Here is an 18,619-nt window from a genome sequence, read left to right on the forward strand (position 1 = left end):
AATCTAATGACCTTGAAATGCCACCTGCTTCAGGCCGCTGCGCCGAGTGATCTGCTTGAATATCAGGCTCGGTGCGACAGGATCGGCCACTTTAAAATCCGCGAGACGACTGAGTCGTTTGTTGAAATCTGCTCAGTCATTTCTTGTCAGCCAAGGACGTCTGCCCGTCCCAGCCGCCACCCAGTGCCGCAATCAATTGCACACTTGCCACCAACCGCGTCTGCAACAAGGTCAGCACGGTGCGTTCATTACTCAACGCCGTGGCCTGCACCGTCACCACATCGAGGTAGGCGATCAGCCCGGCCTTGTACTGATTCTGCGTCAAACGCAGGGATTCGCGCGCGGCCTCCAGGGCTTCATTGCTGACCACCGCCTCATCTTCCAGCACTTTCAACTGGACCATATAGTTTTCCACTTCGCGGAAACCATCCAGCACTGTCTGGCGGTACTTGGCCACCGTCTCGTCGTAAGACGCCACACTACGATCGACCTCAGCCGAACGCTGCCCACCGTCAAACAAGGTCATCGCAAGCTTGGGCCCCACCGACCAGAACCGGTTCGGCAAACTGATCCAGTCCGCATAGGTGCTGCTGGAATACCCACCCGCCAGGCTCAAGGTCAGGTCCGGGTAATACGCCGCCTTGGCCACGCCGATATTCGCGTTGGCTGCAATCACCGAGCGCTCCGCCGACGCGATATCCGGGCGCCGCTCAAGCAATTGCGATGGCACACTCACCGGAATCTGCGGCAAGGCTGGAATGTCCTTGCTCACTGCCAGATTGAAGTTGGCCGGCGCTTCGCCGATCAACACCGCAATGGCGTTTTCCAACTGCGCACGCTGCCAGATCAAGTCGATCAAGCTGGCCTGGGTCGTCTTCAGTTGAGTCTGTGCCTGAGCAATCGCGGCTTTATCGGAAACCCCCGCGCGGTACTGGTTTTCAGTCATCTTCAGGGAGCGCTGATAAGTCTCCAGCGTGGCCTGCAGCAAACGTGTCTGCTCGTCCATCACGCGCAGTTGCAGATAGTCCTGCACCAACTCCGATTGCTGGCTCAAACGCATCGCCGCCAGATCCGCCGAACTGGCCTCAGCCGTGGCTTCATTCGCTTCAAGACCACGGCGCAACTTGCCCCACACATCCGCTTCCCAACTCACGCCCAACTGCGTATTGAGCGTGTCGCGGATACCACTGCTGGAACTGCTGAGGCTGGCGTTGCTGCTGCCGGTGCCCTGACTGGCACGGGTTTTACCGGCACTGAAGTCCACCGTGGGGAAAAACGCCCCGCGTGCACTGCGCACCTGGGCCTGGGCCTGGCGGAAGCGCGCTTCGGCCTGGGCCACGGTCTGGTTGGCGTTATTGAGGCGCGTGACCAGCTCGTTAAGTTGACGGTCACCGTACAACTCCCACCAGGCACCACGGGCCAGGGAATCACTGGGGTTGGCCTGGCGCCAGCCCTGGGCTTGCTTGAACTGCGCGGGCTCGACCACCTCCGGGCGTTTGTAATCCGGGCCGATGGCGCAGGCGCTGAGCAATGCGCCGCACAGCAGCAGGCTGGCGATACGGGAACCACGGGGCATGCTCATGGCCAATTTAGTCAAGGTTGAATCGGTCATAGCGCAGTATCCAAGGCAGCATCGGTACGCACGCCGCGCCAGGCGTTGAAGCGGTGGCGCGCGCGGTCAAGATAGAGGTAGACCACCGGGGTGGTGTAAAGGGTCAGGATCTGGCTGAACACCAGCCCGCCGATAATGGTCAGGCCCAGGGGCTGGCGCATTTCGGCGCCATCGCCGGAACCGAGCAGCAATGGCAAGGCGCCCAGAATGGCCGCGAGCGTGGTCATCAAAATTGGCCGCAGGCGCAGCAGGCAGGCGCTACGAATCGATTCCAGCGGGCTCATGCCGTCATGGCGCTCCAGTTGCAGCGCCAGGTCAATCATCAGGATCGCATTCTTCTTCACCACGCCGATCAACAGGAACAGACCCAGCAGGGATATCAGGCTGAATTCACCGCCCAGCAGGTAGATCGACAGCAGCGCGCCGACACCGGCCGATGGCAACGTCGACAGAATGGTCAGCGGGTGAACATAACTTTCATACAGAATGCCCAACACCAGGTACACCGCCACCAGCGCGCCCAGAATCATGAACGGCTGGCCCTTCTGCGTCGCCGCAAAAGCATCGGCGGTGCCGGCCATTTTGGCGATCACGTCTTCCGGCAAACCGACCTTGGCAATCGCCCGCTCAATGGCGGCCGTGCCCTGCTCCACCGTCACCCCGGGCGACATGTCGAAGGCGATGTTTTCCGAGGCGAACTGGCCTTCATGGCTGACACGGTCGTCGGCCAGGCTGTTTTCGTAATGGGCAATGGTCGACAACGGCACCCGCGCACCCGTGGAGGTGATCACCTGCATCTGGTTCAGGGTGATCGGGTCCTGGGCGTATTTCGGGTTGACCTCCATCACCACCTGGTACTGGTTGAGGCTGTCATAGATGGTGGAAATCTGCCGTTGGCTGTAGGCGTTGTTCAACACCGAGGTGACCATGCTCATGTCGATACCCAGGCGCTTGGCCTGGTCGCGGTCGACCACCAGCGTCACCTGCGCCGCACCGCGTCCTTCGCGGGCGTCGATGGCGGTCAGCTCCGGCAGCTCGCGCAAGGCAGCGACCACTTTCGGGTACCACAAACGCAGCGCAGCCAGGTCGCCGCTTTGCAGGATGTAGGAGTATTGGGCGCTGGTCTGGTCCCGGCTGCCGCCAAATTGCAGGTCCTGGTCGGCCATCAGGAACAGCCGCCCGCCCGGCACCAGCGGCACTTCCTTGCGCAGACGCTCGATCACCGCCTGGGCCGAGAGCTTGCGCTCGGCAATAGGTTTGAGGCGCACCAGCATCACCGCGTTGTTGGTGCCGTTGTTGCCGCCGATAAAGCCGGCCACGCTGAGCACTGCCGGGTCCTTGAGCACCGCCTTGCGGAAAGTTTCCATCTTCGGCTGCATCACATTGAACGACAGCCCGTCATCGCCGCGCACAAAGCCGATCAACTGGCCGGTGTCCTGCTGCGGCATGAAGGTTTTCGGTACCACCACGTACAGCGCGATGTTCACGCCCACGGTGATCAACAGGCTCAGCAGGGTCAGGCGGCGATGGCGCAGCACCCAGTCCAGGCTGGTGGCGTAGGCCGCAACCATGCGGTCATTGACCTTCTGGCTCCAGCGCTGCAAACCGGTCATGTGCCCCTTAATGTGCGGTTTGAGCCAGCGCGCGCAGAGCATCGGGGTCAAGGTCAGCGAGACGATCAGCGACACAATGATCGCCGCCGACAAGGTGATGGAAAACTCACGGAACAGATTGGTGACAATGCCGCCCATAAACAGGATGGACAGGAACACCGCCACCAGCGACACGTTCATCGACAGCAAGGTAAAGCCGACTTCCTCGGCGCCCAGGTACGCCGCCTTCATCGGCGGCACACCCTCGTCGATATGCCGGGAAATGTTTTCCAGCACCACGATGGCGTCGTCCACCACCAGGCCGGTGGCCAGGATCAACGCCATCAGCGAAAAATTGTTCAGCGAAAACCCAAACAGGTACATCACCGCAAAGGTGCCGACCAGCGACACCGGCACTGCCAGGGTCGGGATCAACGAGGCGCGGAAGTTACCCAGGAACAGGTACACCACCAGCACCACCAGGGCCACGGCAATCAGCAGGGTCATCTCGGCTTCATGCAGGGTCGCGGTGATCACCGGCGAGCGGTCCATGGCCAGGTTGAGTTTGACGCTGGACGGCAGCACCGCCTGCAACGCGGGCAACTGGGCCTTGATCTGCCGGACGGTCTCGATGATGTTGGCGCCGGACTGGCGGTTGATCACCAGCAGCACCGCCGAATCATTGTTGAAGAAGCCGCTGTTGTAGCGGTCTTCCACGCCGTCGCTGATCTTCGCCACGTCGCCCAGGCGCAAGGCTGCGCCGTTCTGGTAGCGGATCAGCAGCGGCTCGTAGTCCTTGGCCTTTTCCAGCTGGTCATTGGCCTGGATCTGCCAGTTACGCTCGCTGTCTTCCAGGGAACCCTTGGGCCGCCGCTGGTTGGCATTGGCGATGGTGTTGCGCACATCGTCCAGGGCCACGCCGTATTGGTCCAGGGCCTTGGGTTCCAGCTCGATGCGCACCGCCGGCAAGGAACTGCCGCCGATCTGCACTTCGCCCACCCCCGGCACCTGGGACAGGCTTTGCGAGAGGATGGTCGAGGCCAGGTCGTACAACTCGCCCTTTTGCAACACGTCGGAGGTCAGCGAGAGCACCATGATCGGTGCCTGGGACGGGTTGATCTTTTTGTAGGTCGGCATGCTGCGCATGCCACTGGGCAGCAGGTTGCGCGAGGCATTGATGGCCGCCTGCACTTCCCGCGCCGCACCGTTGATATCACGGTCGGAGTCGAATGCCAGGATCACCCGCGTGGAGCCTTGGCTCGACGAACTGCTCATGGTGGTGATGCCGGCAATCGCGCCGAATGAGCGTTCCAGCGGCGTCGCCACCGTCGAGGCCATCACCTCCGGGCTGGCGCCGGGCAAACTGGCCGACACCACGATCACCGGGAAGTCGATCTGCGGCAACGGCGACACCGGCAGCAAGTTGAAGCTGACGCCACCGAGCAACATGATCGCCAGGCTCAGCAGCATGGTGGCTACCGGCCGGCGAATGAAAGGTCCGGACAGGTTCATGACTCAACCGGCTCCAGGCTTTGCGGCTCTTTGCGCCAGCGACGGCCAAGGCGGTCGAAATACAAATAGATCACCGGCGTGGTAAACAGCGTCAACACCTGGCTCACCAGCAAGCCGCCGACCATCACCAGGCCCAGCGGTTGTCGCAACTCGGCGCCGGAACCCGTGGCCAGCATCAATGGCACCGCACCAAACAAGGCCGCCAGGGTGGTCATCAAAATCGGCCGAAAGCGCAGCAGCGCGGCCTGATAAATCGCCGTCTGCGGGTCCAGGCCCTGGTTGCGTTCGGCGTCGAGGGCAAAGTCGATCATCATGATCGCGTTCTTTTTGACGATACCAATCAGCAGGATGATGCCGATGATCGCGATCATGCCCAGGTCATTGCCACTGAGCAGCAACGCCAGCAAGGCGCCGACTGCGGCGGACGGCAACGTGGAAAGAATCGTGATCGGGTGGATGTAACTCTCGTACAGCACGCCGAGCACGATGTACATAGTCACCACCGCCGCCAGGATCAGCAGCAAGGTGCTCGACAGCGAGGCTTCGAAGGCCTGGGCCGCGCCCTGGAACTGGGTCTGCACGCCCACCGGCATGCCGATGTCCTTCTGGGTCTGGTTGATCAGCTCCACGCCTTTGCCCAGCGCGACGCCAGGCGCCAGGTTGAACGACATCATCACCGCCGGGAACTGGCCGATATGTGCAATTGCCAGTTGTGCCTGACGCTGCTCCACATGCGCCAGGCTCGACAGCCGCACCTGGCCGCCGTCGGTGGTTTTCACATAAATCTGGTTGAGCGCTGCCGGCCCCAGGGTTTCACCCGATTGCGCCTGCAATACCACGCGGTACTGGCTGGCCTGGGTGTAGATGGTGGAAATCTGCCGCTGGCCGAAGGCGTCGTAAAGCGCATCGGTGATGGTCGACACACTCACGCCCAGGCGCGAGGCCGCATCACGGTCGATCACCAGGAACACTTGCAGGCCCTTGTCCTGCAGGTCGCTGGCCACATCGGTGAGTTCCGGCAACTGGCGCAAGGCGTGCACCAGCTTGTCGCTCCACAGCGCCAGCAAATCGGCGTCCGGCGAGGACATGCTGAACTGGTACTGGGTACGGCTCACGCGGTCTTCAATGGTCAGGTCCTGCACCGGCTGCATGAACAGGCGAATGCCCACCAGCTTGTCGATCTGCGGTTGCAGGCGCGTGATGACCTGGGCCGCGCTCACGTCGCGCTGGCCATGAGCCTTGAGGTTGATCAGCAAACGGCCGCTGTTGAGGGTGGCGTTATCGCCATCCACACCGATGTAGGACGACAGGCTTTCGACCGATGGGTCGGCCAGGATCACCTTGGCCAACTCCTGCTGGCGCTGGCTCATGGCGGCAAACGAAATCGACTGCGGTGCTTCCGATATGCCCTGGATCACGCCGGTGTCCTGCACCGGGAAAAAGCCCTTGGGCACCACCAGGTACAGCACCACGGTAAGGCCCAGGGTGGCGATGGCCACCAGCAGGGTCAACGGCTGGTGCTTGAGCACCCACTGCAATTTGCGCCCGTAGGCTTCGATCAACCAATCGATCCAGGCGCCGCTGGCCTTGTAGAAACGGCCTTGTTCTTCTTCCTTGGGTTCGCGCTTGAGCAGGCGCGCGCACATCATCGGCGTCAGGGTCAGGGACACCACCAGGGAAATCAGGATCGCCACCGCCAGGGTGATGGCAAATTCGCGGAACAGCCGCCCGACCACATCGGCCATGAACAGCAGCGGAATCAGTACCGCGATCAGCGACAGGGTCAGGGAAATCAGGGTGAAACCGATTTGCTTGGCGCCCTTGAGCGCAGCCGCCATGGGCGTCTCGCCTTCCTCGATGTAGCGCGAGATGTTTTCCAGCATCACGATGGCATCGTCCACCACAAACCCGGTGGCGATGGTCAGTGCCATCAGCGTCAGGTTGTTGATGGAGAAGCCCGCCAGGTACATCACGCCAAAGGTGCCCACCAGCGACAGCGGCACGGCGATCGACGGAATGATCGTGGCGCTGACCCGGCGCAGGAACAGGAACGTGACCATCACCACCAGGGCAATGGCGATCAGCAATTCATGCTGTACGTCCTTCACCGAGGCGCGGATGGTCTGGGTGCGGTCGGTAAGCACCGTCACATCCAGGCCTGCCGGCAAGTTATCGGTGATGCTCGGCAGCAACGCCTTGATACGGTCCACCACCTCGATCACGTTGGCGCCGGGCTGGCGCTGGATATTGAGCAGCACCGCCTGGTTTTCATTGGCCCAGGCAGCGAGGCGCTCGTTTTCGGCGCCGTCGACGATCTGCGCCACGTCTTTAAGGCGCAGCGGCGCGCCATTGTTGTAGGCCAGGATCAACTCGGCGTATTGCGCAGGCGAAACCAACTGGTCGTTGGCATCGAGCATGGAGACACGCGTAGGGCCGTCAAAGTTGCCCTTGGGCTGGTTGACGTTGGAGGCGGCGATCAGGGTGCGCACGTCCGACAGGTTCAAGCCGTTGGCCGCCAGGGCCTCGGGGTTGACCTTGATGCGCACGGCCTGGCGCTGGCCACCGGCGATGCTGACCATGCCGACGCCGCTGATCTGTGCAATTTTTTGCGCCATGCGCGTGTCAACCAAGTCGTTGAGCTTGGGCAGCAACATGGTCTTGGAGGTAATTGCCAGGGTCAGCACCGGGGTGTCTGCCGGGTTGACCTTGTTGTACACCGGCGGCGCCGGCAAATCCTTGGGCAACAGGTTGGTCGCGGCGTTGATCGCGGCCTGCACCTGTTGCTCGGCGACATCCATATTGATGTCGAGGTTAAAGCGCAGGGTCAGCACCGAGGCGCCGCCCGAACTGGTGGACGCCATTTGTGTGAGGCCGGGCATTTGCCCGAACTGACGCTCCAGCGGCGCAGTGACCGCGCTGGTCATCACGTCCGGACTGGCGCCTGGGTACAGGGTCATCACCCGGATCGTCGGGTAGTCCACCTGCGGCAAAGCCGAGACGGGGAGCAAACGGTAAGAAATGATGCCGGCCAGGACAATGGCCAGCATGCTCAGCGTGGTGGCAACCGGGCGAAGGATAAACAGTCGCGACAGGTTCATGAACCGACCTTTTGCGCCTTGCCGGCGTTAGCGCCGGTCTCCCCTTTTGCCGCAGGCTTGCCTTGCAGGTGTTCGGTCGGCGTGGTCGGCACTTCGCTGCTGTCGTTGACCACTTCAATGTCGCTGCCGTCCTTGAGGCGGTCGGTGCCTTCCAGCACCACGCGGTCGCCGGCCACCAGGCCTTCCTTGATGACGGTGTTGTCGCCATCGGTATCGCCGACCACCAAGGGTTGCATCTTGACCTTCTTGTCGCCGTCGAGCTTGTAGACGAAGGTGCCGCTGTTGCCGAACTGGATTGCGGCGGACGGTGCCAGTACCACATTGTGCAAGGTGTCGGCCAGCAGGTGCACATTGACGAACTGATTAGGGAACAGCGCCTGGTCCTTGTTATCGAAACGGCCTTTGAATTTGAGGGTGCCGGTGGTCACGTCGATCTGGTTGTCCAGGCTCTGCAACACGCCGACCGCCTGCTGCTTCACATCGCCACGGTCCCAGGCTTCCACGGGTAATTTGTTACCGGCGTGGTAGCGGGTGAGCACGGTGTCGAGGGTGTTTTCCGGCAGGGTGAAGACCACGCTGATCGGCTGGGTCTGGGTGATCACCGCCAGGAAGGTGGTGTCGTTGGCCGCCACCAGGTTACCGACGTCGACCTGACGCAGGCCGACGCGGCCGCTGATCGGCGCGCGGATCTTGGTGAACTCGAGGTTGAGCTTGGCGTCGTCGACCGCGCCCTGGTTGGTCTTGACCGTGCCCTGGTACTGCATGACCAGGGCTTCGGCGGTGTCCAGAGTCTGTTTGGCGATGCTGTCCTGGGCATACAGGTCACGGTAACGCTGCACATCAACCTGGGCGTTTTTCAGTTGGGCCTGGTTCTGCAGGAGCGTGCCCTGGGCCTGGAGCAAGGCGTTCTGGTAGCTGCGCGGGTCGATCTCCGCGAGCAGGTCGCCCGCCTTGACCATCTGGCCTTCTTCAAAGGCGATCTTGACCAGCTCACCGCCCACCCGGCTGCGCACATTAATGGTGTTAAGCGCGGTCACCGTACCCAGGGCCTTGTAGTACACCGGGAACTCGCCCAGCACGGCCGGCGCCACACGCACCGGAATCGGGCCGGTGGCCCCCCCGAAACCGGGCCGCGCCATCCCCGTCTTGCCGGTATGCCCGGCCGGTTTCTGCGCGGTGTCATCTTTATGGCCGGCGGGCCAGAATTTCCAGCACAGGCCGGCGATGACCAACAGCACAAGCAGGCCGAACAGCCAGCGGCGGGAATTGCGAGGGGAAGATTGCATGGAGTGATCAACCATTGGGCGCGAGAGCTTCTTCTTTGGGAGGCTGAAAGATAAGCACTGGGGCGCATTAAGAAAAGCGCCTTTACCGGCTATTTACCTTGGATTACAACTTTTAACGGTTGACCTTAGTCCGCGGGCTATTTCGCTAAACGTCTGAAGCGCAAATAAAAACGGCCTGGACTAGGCCAGGCCGCAATCTTGCCGCAAGCGTGCTACTGCAAAATGACAGTAATGCGCCGAAACAGTTACTTCAAAACAGCCAGGGCTGCTTCGTAGTTTGGCTCCTGGCCGATTTCAGGCACCAGTTCGCTGTGCAGCACGTTGTTGTTTTCGTCCAGTACCACCACGGCACGGGCGGTCAGGCCTTGCAGCGGGCCGTCGGCCACGGACACGCCGTAGTCTACGGCGAAGTCGGCGTTGCGAAAGTCCGACAGGCTCAGCACGTTGTCCAGGCCTTCGGTGCCGCAGAAGCGCTTCTGGGCAAACGGCAGGTCAGAGGAGATGCACAGTACAACGGTGTTGCTCAAATCGTTGGCCTGGGCGTTGAACTTGCGTACCGAAGTGGCGCAGGTCGGGGTGTCGACGCTTGGGAAGATGTTCAGCACTTTGCGCTTGCCGGCGAATGTTTCCAGGGTCGCTTCCGACAGGTCTACAGCGACAAGGCTGAACGCTGGAGCGGTGGCACCGGTTTTCGGCAATTCGCCTTCAACCTGGACAGGGTTACCACGAAGGGTGACTTGGGCCATGAACGGAATCCTTATGCTGGGTTTTGGTTTAACGAATTCGAGAGGCCGAAGTTAACCACAAACTGAGGTGGCTACCTACCTCCAGACACAAATTGTCATGCCGCACAGGTGTGGTTTAATTGCGCGTTTTTTGCCCGCCCTTCAAGGATCCGCTTTAGATGAATCAGCCCGCCACCAAAGTCCTGGTCATTGGTTATGTCTGGCCGGAACCCCGCTCCTCCGCCGCCGGTGGGCATATGATGCAGATTCTGCAAAGCTTTCTGGACCAGGGTTGGGACATTACCTTCAGCAGCCCGGCGACCCTTGGCGAACACAAGGCCGACTTGCCTGCCCTGGGCATCAGCGAGTGCGCCATCGAGCTCAACAACAGCAGTTTCGACGATTTTATCCGCGCGTTAGCCCCGGACATCGTGCTGTTCGACCGTTTCATGATGGAAGAGCAGTTCGGCTGGCGCGTGGAGCAATGCTGCCCCAATGCCTTGCGCGTGCTGGAAACCTCCGACCTGCAAAGCCTGCGCGATGCGCGCCATCAGCGTTTCAAGGCCCATCTCAAGGCCCACCCCGACAGCGACGATTTCAGCGCACTGTTCAAGCCGGCCTTGCAGGAGGAGTTCCAATGGATGGCCGACACCGACCTCACCAAGCGCGAGATCGCCGCCATTTACCGCTGTGATATCAGCCTGATGATTTCCGATGTGGAAATCCGCCTGCTCACCGAGCACTTCAAGGTGCCGGCCGCCCTGCTCCACTGGTGCCCGTTAATGCTGGAGCCGCCCACCGAAGCCTTTGCACCGTTTGAAGACCGCGCGCACTTTCTCAGCATCGGCAATTTCCGTCACGCGCCCAATTGGGATGCGGTGCTGTGGATGAAGAACAGCGTGTGGCCGTTGATCCGCCAGCAACTGCCGGGCGCACAGCTGCATATCTACGGCGCCTACACGCCGCCCAAGGCCACCGCCCTGCACAACCCTGCGCAGGGTTTTCATGTGATGAACTGGGCCGAAGATGCCCTGCAAGTGATGACAGCCGCACGTATCTGCCTGGCGCCCATACGCTTCGGCGCCGGGATCAAGGGCAAACTGATGGATGCCATGCTTTGCGGCACGCCGAACATCACTACGCCGATAGGCGCCGAGGCCATGGGGGACGAACAGCCGTGGCCGGGCATGATCGAACAGAGTGCGCCGGCACTGGCGGCGGCGGCCGTGGCGCTGTATCAAGACCACGAACGCTGGACACAGGCCCAGGAGGCGGGCCGCCGGTTGCTCGCCCGACGTTACGACCAGACCTTCCACGGCCCGGCACTTGTAGACTGCCTGCAACGCTGCCGCAGCCGACTCGCTGCCCATCGCCGGGATAACTTCACCGGCAGCATGCTGCGCCACCATGCGCATAAAAGCACCCAGTACATGTCGCAGTGGATCGAGGCAAAAAACCGCAGCCTATAAGGTTGGCGCTGGCGAGGTTGCGCACAAGGGGGCATTATCCTGTGCAGCAACCACAATAAAGCGACGGCAGCATGACCCGAGCAATGCGCATCACCGACCCTTCCTACGAGTTGATGGACGATCACAACGGTCTGTCCATCATCTATCGCCAGCACGGCTTCCCCTGCCCGCTGGTGCGCTGGCACTTCCACAAGGAATACGAGCTGCACCTGATCGTGGCCAGCGCCGGCAAGGTGTTTATCGGCGACTACATCGGCAACTTCTATCCCGAAAGCCTGTTCCTCACCGGCCCCAACCTGCCCCACAACTGGATCAGCCAGGTGGAAGAGGACGAGGTGGTCCCCAAGCGCGACATGCTGGTGAACTTCACCGATGAGTTGTTTGAGCAGGGCAACCACTTGTTCGCCGAACTCAAGAGCCTGACGCCGTTACTTGAACGGGCACAGTACGGCGTCGAGTTTCGCTGCAAAAAAACCATCGCCCAGGCCATGGACCTGATGCAGCGTATCGAAGACAGCCGGGGCATGGCGCGCCTTGGGCATTTCTTCATCTTGCTGGACGTATTGAGCGCCTGCGAGGACTACCAGTTGCTCTCCGGCGTGACCACGCCGCAACTGGCCGACGAGCACAGCATCGACCGCACCAACCGCGCGGTGGACTATATCTTTGCCCACTACGCGCGGGAGTTGCCTTTGGAGGAAGTCGCGGAACACCTGGGGATGAAGCCGACGTACTTTTCCCGGGTGTTCAAGCAGGCCACCGGGCGCACTTTTATCGAATTCGTCAACCGGCTGCGCATCAGCAAGTCCTGCGAATTGCTTGCGGACGGTGACAAGGCCGTCACCGATGTGTGCTTTGAGTCAGGCTTTAACAATATCTCCAACTTCAACCGGCGCTTTCAGCAACTCAAGGGCATGACCCCTTCCCACTATCGACGGTTGGCGATGCAGCGGTTGACGGAGCAGAACCTGATGCCGGTAGACGCCTCGCACTTCAGTTAAAAAGACCGCAAGCCTGAGGTGCCCTGGCGATCAGCGATGAATGCTCTCACGCCCGCCACCAGCATATCCCGCAATATAAATGGGGCGTAACGCCCTCCTGTGTACGACCAAAAAGCTAAAAGTCATTGGCTGGATGCACTGTCTCCTTACGGAACAGAACCTGGCTTGATTCTGTTGGGCGCGAAACACCCGGAACACAAAGTACCGGTGAAACCGCAACGCGCAGCAGGAACCTTGTAGGACCCACTGTCACTCAGCGAAGGCATCGCCGCTACTTTAGGCATTGGCTGGTGCTTTTCTGACGCACAAAGGGTAACTCTATGATCAACGTTCAGCCTTCACCCACTCAAAGCGCCCCGCTACTCCCCGTCGAGCCAGTCAAACCGCTAACCCGCCACCCTCAGCCGACTCAGGAGGCCCTCGACAACCCACCACCCGGCCCATCGAACACTCGCCCTGTTGCCGCGCGCATACGCCGAGACTTGCAGAACCCCAACGCCACACCGCCTTCACGCTTGGCGTCAACCCGCCAGTTCGCCGACGCGTTGGTTGAACAAGGCGACCAGCAACTGGCCATCGGCGTTGCCAACAGCATTATCCGCCAACGGCTCGCCAGAGAAACCCGCCGCTCAAGCGAGGAGCCGGACAAGGTTGTCGTCCCACCGCACTCAACCTTCGGCCAGGCGTGGTCTGCGCTGGCTGACGCGCTCGAGTCGCAACCGTTCAAATCGTTTGCCGAAGCCAAGTTGATTGAGACTTCGAACCTGATCATTGGCGTCGACGGCGCCCTGACGGAGAAGGTTGATGGCGGCTTAGTCAGTTACTTCTCCCCCAATGACCCTGAATGGTCTGCGGTCTCAGGCGCCGTATGGGCCGCCGCAAAAAAACTGGCAGGCATGCGTTATTCAGACATTGCGTTCTACGGTCGAGCGCAGGCATCCGCCAGCGACATCGCTGGTTTCTACGGTATGCAACTGGGCTCGATCGGCAGTAACGACACTCTGTCGATGGCCGGGCAACTGTTGCGCGACGGCAAGTTCGCTGCGTTAAGCAGCACCGACCCGCTGGATGCGCCCATCAAGCAGCGACAGCGGGAGGCGAGCCAACGGATCGTGGATCTGCCGACACACGCACTACGGCAGACGCTTGAGACGTTCGCCCCGCTCACCGCGCAACAGCAGGTTAAGCAAGCGGATCGTGCGCTGGCGCAGCTCGTCAGCCAGGGGTTGATGAAACTGGTTCCGGAAACGACCCAATATGAAACCTCAGTCATTCTGGAAGATATTCCTGAGTATTCAACCTTCAGCCAAGTGCGCAAACATCTCTTGAATGCACTCAACGGCAATGCGTTCAAAACCTTTGCGAAAGACAACGATTTGGACCCCGGCAGCGTGCGCATCAACCCTGTCAGCGGTGCGCTGACAGGTGAAGTGAAGGGTGTCCCCACCACGTTCACCGTCAACGATGTGTCAGGCTGGGCCGATGCCTGGGTCGAGGTTAAGCCAGCCGTTCAACAGATGGCCGCCGGGTCTGACTCGGACGTGACCTACCCCACCGGCACCCGCGCGACACTGTTTGAAGTAATGGCGTTCTACAACGAAGCGCCGCCTCACCAAGAGGACAGTCGTAAACCGAGGTGGGAGCAACGCCAACTTGCGGCCACACTCGGCCGGGTGGTCGAGATCAACCAAAACAACAACTTCAAAGCATTGGCCGACACCGACCCAGCTAATGCCATACAGCAGCGCCAGCAGGCGGTAATACAGCAACTGGCCGGCACGACCATTCCCCCCTCGCCCCTTGAAACCCTCGCCGCCGCCGTGCGAGCCAACACAAACAACGCCACGGAAGAAAGCCAACAGTCACCCGCTGATGTGTTGGCCAAGGCCGAACACGACCTGGCCATCGCCGTGCATCGAGTGATGCTGCAGATCAAGGCTGACCCAGCCAAGGCCACGGCAACGATGATTGACTCGATCCCGGCCAACAGCCTGTTCGGTCAATCACTGGCTTACTTGGGCGACGCCCTGAACGCACGGGGTTATAGCGATTGGCGCCAGCAGAACAACCTCGTCGGTACCGACACAACTTGGGTTGCGCCAAAAGATGCGGCCGATCTGCGGACGAGAGAAACCGACTTTGCCAAACAGTTTCCTGAGCATTTCGACGTAATGAACCCTGTAAACGCTGCCGCAGCGCCATTCGCTGCCGGCACAAAGCCCGTCGAACTCAAATATGGCACCGCCAGCAGCGTACCGTTCGAATGGCTCTGCAATTTCTACGGTATCAGCACCGACCCCAGCAGCGAAAAATTTGCCCGGCAGTTGGAACTGATAGGCCGCACTCAGCACTTGCCGGAGCGATCGGAGCCTGCGCAAGTCACAGTGGCGCGGCTGCGAAGTCAGCGTACCGCGCTGGGTAACAGCAATGATCGGTATGCGTTAATCAATCTGTTGAAGCAAGGCAAAGTCGACGACAGCGCGCGCTTTGTAGTCTCTCCCGACTCATCGCATCAGCCTAAAAGCGTCACGACGGTTCAGCAATTTATCGCGGACAACGGCTGGTACACCACGCAGTCGAAAGCCGATAACGACAATCTACTGGCGGCGTTGCAGACGCCAGTCCCACGGTCGCCACCGCTGGGCAATCATTGGGGGTTTCTGTCGACGCCGCTGTCGCTGAGCACTGCGCAACGCAGCGCAGTAGTGGAGCAGGTAAAAACACTCATTGGCGCCGAGAAAAGCCTGCTCGACTATCTAGGCACAGCGGTCCCCAACCTCAGTAGTGATCCGGCAACCGCGTTGCAACAACTGCTCTCCACGGATAAAGCCCTGGCGTTAGCGGCCAGCCTGCAAACCCAGATGAAGGGTGCGCCAACCGCTACCAGCCTTCAACAATGGCTGTTGACCGTGCTGGTGCTGGAACTCGACCCGGCCGCCGGCACGATGCGCAATAGCGTTGCGGGTTTTGATTTCATGCAATCGGCCAACTGGGGGCTTGAGCCGGGTGAGATTCGTGAACGCTTCAACCAGCACTTGGCTTCAGAGCGCAACATTGCGCCCAACCTTGTGCCGGCAGTTGCCCAATTATTGATGGCGGGGACGGCCCCTGCCCTGCTGGTAAAAGAGATGCCATCAATGGCCTGCTTCAGTTCCACTGAGTGGGTCGCCTTTGCCACTGCCGTCAACCGGGTTGAATGGATAGCCCCCGGCGCCAGCGCAAATATGACCTTCCAGCAAGTGATGAACTTTCACAAGATAAGGCCCATTTCAGCCACTGAAGCCCGACTGGAGGCCTTGGCCCAGGTCAATCCAGTCAGAGACTGGGCAATTGCCAACAATCACGAAATCCAAAGTGACACCGCTCCCTATACTCCTGAGCAGCACAGATTGAGCCAGGAAAAACTGGACCAACAGATCAAGGAGACGTCCGAGGCAATCAACTTCCTGCGCGGGCCGGAGGCGCCCACCAGAAGGAGCATGGCTCTAAAGGCGTTGCGAGAAAAATTTGGTAACCATATCGACTACGAACGCGCTGATCTTTGGGAATCGGTGGGAGGCGGGCTGTTTTCGGGTGTCAATGCAAGCATCGTTGAAGCCTACGAGGCCGGGCGCCTTGGAGAACGCTGGACGTCATCGCGTCCGGGGCTGGATACCGAGGCACTGCGCGCCGGCGCTAGCGAGTTGCCTGATATTAATGCCCAGTTCAACCAAGCCATTGAACAAGACTACACGCTGCGCAGACGACACACCGTCACACTGTTCAAGGGGATGCTGAGCAAGCTGCCTCTTGCTGATCGCGAGAGTCTCGTCAACGGATCGGTGAAAGTTTATCAAGTCAAAGGCGCCGGCAATGGCATCGTATTAACGACAAATTACCAGGGCGTTGACAGAGCCTTTGCGATCTACCCGGCCATTGGAAAAATAGTAAAAATCCCCGCTATCGACCCAACGATCCCTGACGGCACTTCCGGCCTGCAAACCCTCGACGCAACGGCGTTCAATAACGGCGCAGAGCCGAAGCCCGGAACCCGATCCAACGTCGTATTGACCCGGATCGACGAAACCGACTTCGTTATCCCGAATGACGACCCAACAACCGGTATCAGGCAGCTCTTGGTTGCGTTCAGCGCAACCCATGAGACCTCCAACTACGACAGTCAAAGAACCCAGTATTTGTCTAAGTTGCTGGTGGACTCGATCTACTTGAACAAAACCAGTTTTGTCGCAACGCATTTGAACCGGCGTGCGAACAGAGTTGAAAACAGCGTGGAACCTATTGACGCCTTCGAAGGCATTTTACGCGCCCTCCCGGGAGGTTCCAGTGTGCTGGATGTTTTCCAGGGCAAGTATGCGCAGGCGGTGTGGGACCTAGGCGTTGATATTGTGATGTACGTCGCCACCGAGGGCCTGGGCAAACTATGGACATTGGCAAAAACAGGTGCGGGCTGGGCAGGTTCCAAGATCGCCGCCGGTTTGATCGATAAGTTCGGGGTTAAAGAGGTTGAAAATATTGCGTTCACCGACCTGACTGCCTCCAGCGTCTCGGAGTCGTTAAGCTCGTTCGGGCGCACGCAAATTGCCCCTTCAGCCGAACGCAATGCGGGCACATTTGCTTCGGCGGCCAACCGGGCTGATGGCACAATAAGTTACGGCGGTACTGAGCAAGCCAATATCAGCGCAGTACGCCAAGACGGTCATTGGTACGCGTATGACGTTACGACCGAGGCGGCTTATGGCCCGCCTCTGGTGAGCTTTGTGCCCGATACCTCTTACGTCTTGCATCAAGAAGCCCTGGCGGACGGCAGCCACGCACTGGTGACGGAGAAATCGGTATCCGCCAACGCTTACACAGTGCCCCGCACCCATGGTTTTGACCTGGTCGAAGGCGAACGCGTGTACCGCTACGACACTCGCAACCCGGGGGTAATGACTGATCTGGAATCAGCCGAGCACTTTAAACCTTTGGAGGGCTTTGAAGGCATCTGCCCTGCCCCTTCTATCTCGGCGGGCAGGACTAAACGCGTGGTCGATACGACCTGTTTTTCCAAAGTGCTCAACAACGTTGACGACCTGGCCGCTCAGGAACTTCAAGCGCTTGAACACGTGCGCCTGTTCCCTTCAGTACCCGAACTTCTGGAGAAGGACAGATTCACTGTTTTCCAGCGCCGCCGTTACCGTTGGGTTGAACACGATACGGGGCTTCGCTTGGAGCCCGTGACAGATCAAAAACCCATCATCTATAAACAGGAGATAAGCGCCAGCCTCAAGAACGACGCTGGGTTTGGTTTTTATAACTTGAACCCGGACAACCTGTTAGAAGCAGAATCGCGTGTCGTCAAACTCAACCGCATCAGTGATCTGTGTGACGACACGCGGGAACTCAGAGGCATTGTCGTCAACGACCCCCAGGGCAGCGCCGCTAAATACTTGGTAATCGAGGCCGACACCGCCGAGTTCTATTACACAAGGCTGGAGACTCCGCAGCCAAACGAGATCGTATTCAAAAAATGCACGTCCGCTGAAAAACCGATGATCAAAGAGTACCGGGACACCCTCAGAGCGCGCCAACAACCTGGCCCTAAAACACTTCGTCCCACACAGCTGGTCAGTGAGGGCAAGGTGGCCAACCTCAATGATTTGTCCCTGTGGCGCACACTGCAAGCGCCTAAGGGAGATAAGGCACGTGTCGTCATGGACGAGGTTCAACAAGCACTTCAACCGCACTTCGAAGAGATCGCTATCACCGACGTCCCCACCGCTAATGAAAACGGGGTCACTCAATACAAATATGATGGCAACCACCAGGCCGTGAGGAGAAGACGCGACGAACTGCGCAAGGAGCTGGGGCTGGATAATTATGGCGCAGTGCGCAGTGAGACGTTTCAAACCCGATTGGCCCGACGAGTGGGCGCGGAAAGGGACGCAAACGGAAAAATATTCGGACAATGTGCCGAGATGGCGGCGTATGCCGCAGATACCATCAAGGCGTCAGCCAAAGAGAGTGGCTACCGAACTTATATGGTGCAAATCCCAGGCAGCAATCATACGCTCGTGTTGCTGTCAAAAAATGTTTACCGGGCCGGGGAGAAAATTAACTGGGAGCGTGAGTTCAAAGAAGGATCCATCACGGTTGATTTGTGGCAAAGCGTTTTAAATAAGACAAGCGCCCGAGCCAATAAAATGTTGACGCACTTATCGAAAAACCACCTGTACACCAAAAGCAAACCTCCCGCCACGATTCAAGTGGAAATGAAAGTTCATTGATTCAAACATCCCAGCCACGGGATTTCTGAGCAGGCCGCACGGCAACTGTGCGGCCGTG

General features: G+C 59.7%; 8 protein-coding genes. 3 read left to right on the forward strand and 5 right to left on the reverse strand.

Annotated features, from left to right (window positions below; all coding sequences use genetic code 11):
• Positions 1-136: 136 nt before the first annotated feature.
• The 5 genes from AOA59_RS24250 to tpx all read right to left on the reverse strand — a co-directional run bounded on the left by AOA59_RS24250 (position 137) and on the right by tpx (position 9,846).
• The gene (locus AOA59_RS24250; protein WP_099489339.1) at positions 137-1,612 is read right to left on the reverse strand and encodes an efflux transporter outer membrane subunit; all 1,476 of its coding nucleotides are present in this window, start codon (positions 1,610-1,612) and stop codon (positions 137-139) included.
• Complete coding sequence (locus AOA59_RS24255; RefSeq protein WP_074854508.1) at positions 1,609-4,716, reverse strand: efflux RND transporter permease subunit; 3,108 nt, start codon at positions 4,714-4,716, stop codon at positions 1,609-1,611. The genes AOA59_RS24250 and AOA59_RS24255 overlap by 4 nt, the downstream gene beginning before the upstream one ends.
• A complete protein-coding gene (locus AOA59_RS24260; protein WP_065931659.1) occupies positions 4,713-7,814 on the reverse strand; it encodes an MdtB/MuxB family multidrug efflux RND transporter permease subunit in 3,102 nt (1,033 codons plus the stop codon). Before AOA59_RS24260 ends, AOA59_RS24255 begins: the two co-directional genes overlap by 4 nt.
• The gene (locus AOA59_RS24265) at positions 7,811-9,115 is read right to left on the reverse strand and encodes an MdtA/MuxA family multidrug efflux RND transporter periplasmic adaptor subunit (protein ID WP_069788841.1); all 1,305 of its coding nucleotides are present in this window, start codon (positions 9,113-9,115) and stop codon (positions 7,811-7,813) included. Before AOA59_RS24265 ends, AOA59_RS24260 begins: the two co-directional genes overlap by 4 nt.
• Before the next feature lie 230 nt (positions 9,116-9,345).
• Complete coding sequence (gene tpx, locus AOA59_RS24270; protein ID WP_065931661.1) at positions 9,346-9,846, reverse strand: thiol peroxidase; 501 nt, start codon at positions 9,844-9,846, stop codon at positions 9,346-9,348.
• A 158-nt stretch (positions 9,847-10,004) separates the two neighbouring features.
• Between tpx and AOA59_RS24275 the strand changes: the two genes are divergently transcribed.
• From AOA59_RS24275 to AOA59_RS24285, 3 genes are all read left to right on the forward strand, one after another.
• On the forward strand, positions 10,005-11,294 hold the full coding sequence (locus tag AOA59_RS24275) for a glycosyltransferase (protein ID WP_099489340.1): 1,290 nt from the start codon (positions 10,005-10,007) through the stop codon (positions 11,292-11,294).
• A gap of 71 nt (positions 11,295-11,365) precedes the next feature.
• Positions 11,366-12,295 (forward strand): AraC family transcriptional regulator, encoded by a 930-nt coding sequence (locus AOA59_RS24280; protein WP_065931663.1) that lies wholly within the window; start codon positions 11,366-11,368, stop codon positions 12,293-12,295.
• A 482-nt stretch (positions 12,296-12,777) separates the two neighbouring features.
• On the forward strand, positions 12,778-18,561 hold the full coding sequence (locus AOA59_RS24285; RefSeq protein ID WP_143522806.1) for a hypothetical protein: 5,784 nt from the start codon (positions 12,778-12,780) through the stop codon (positions 18,559-18,561).
• Positions 18,562-18,619: the final 58 nt, after the last annotated feature.

The organism is Pseudomonas sp. 2822-15 (assembly GCF_002742515.1).
Classification (GTDB): Bacteria; Pseudomonadota; Gammaproteobacteria; order Pseudomonadales; family Pseudomonadaceae; genus Aquipseudomonas; species Aquipseudomonas salomonii.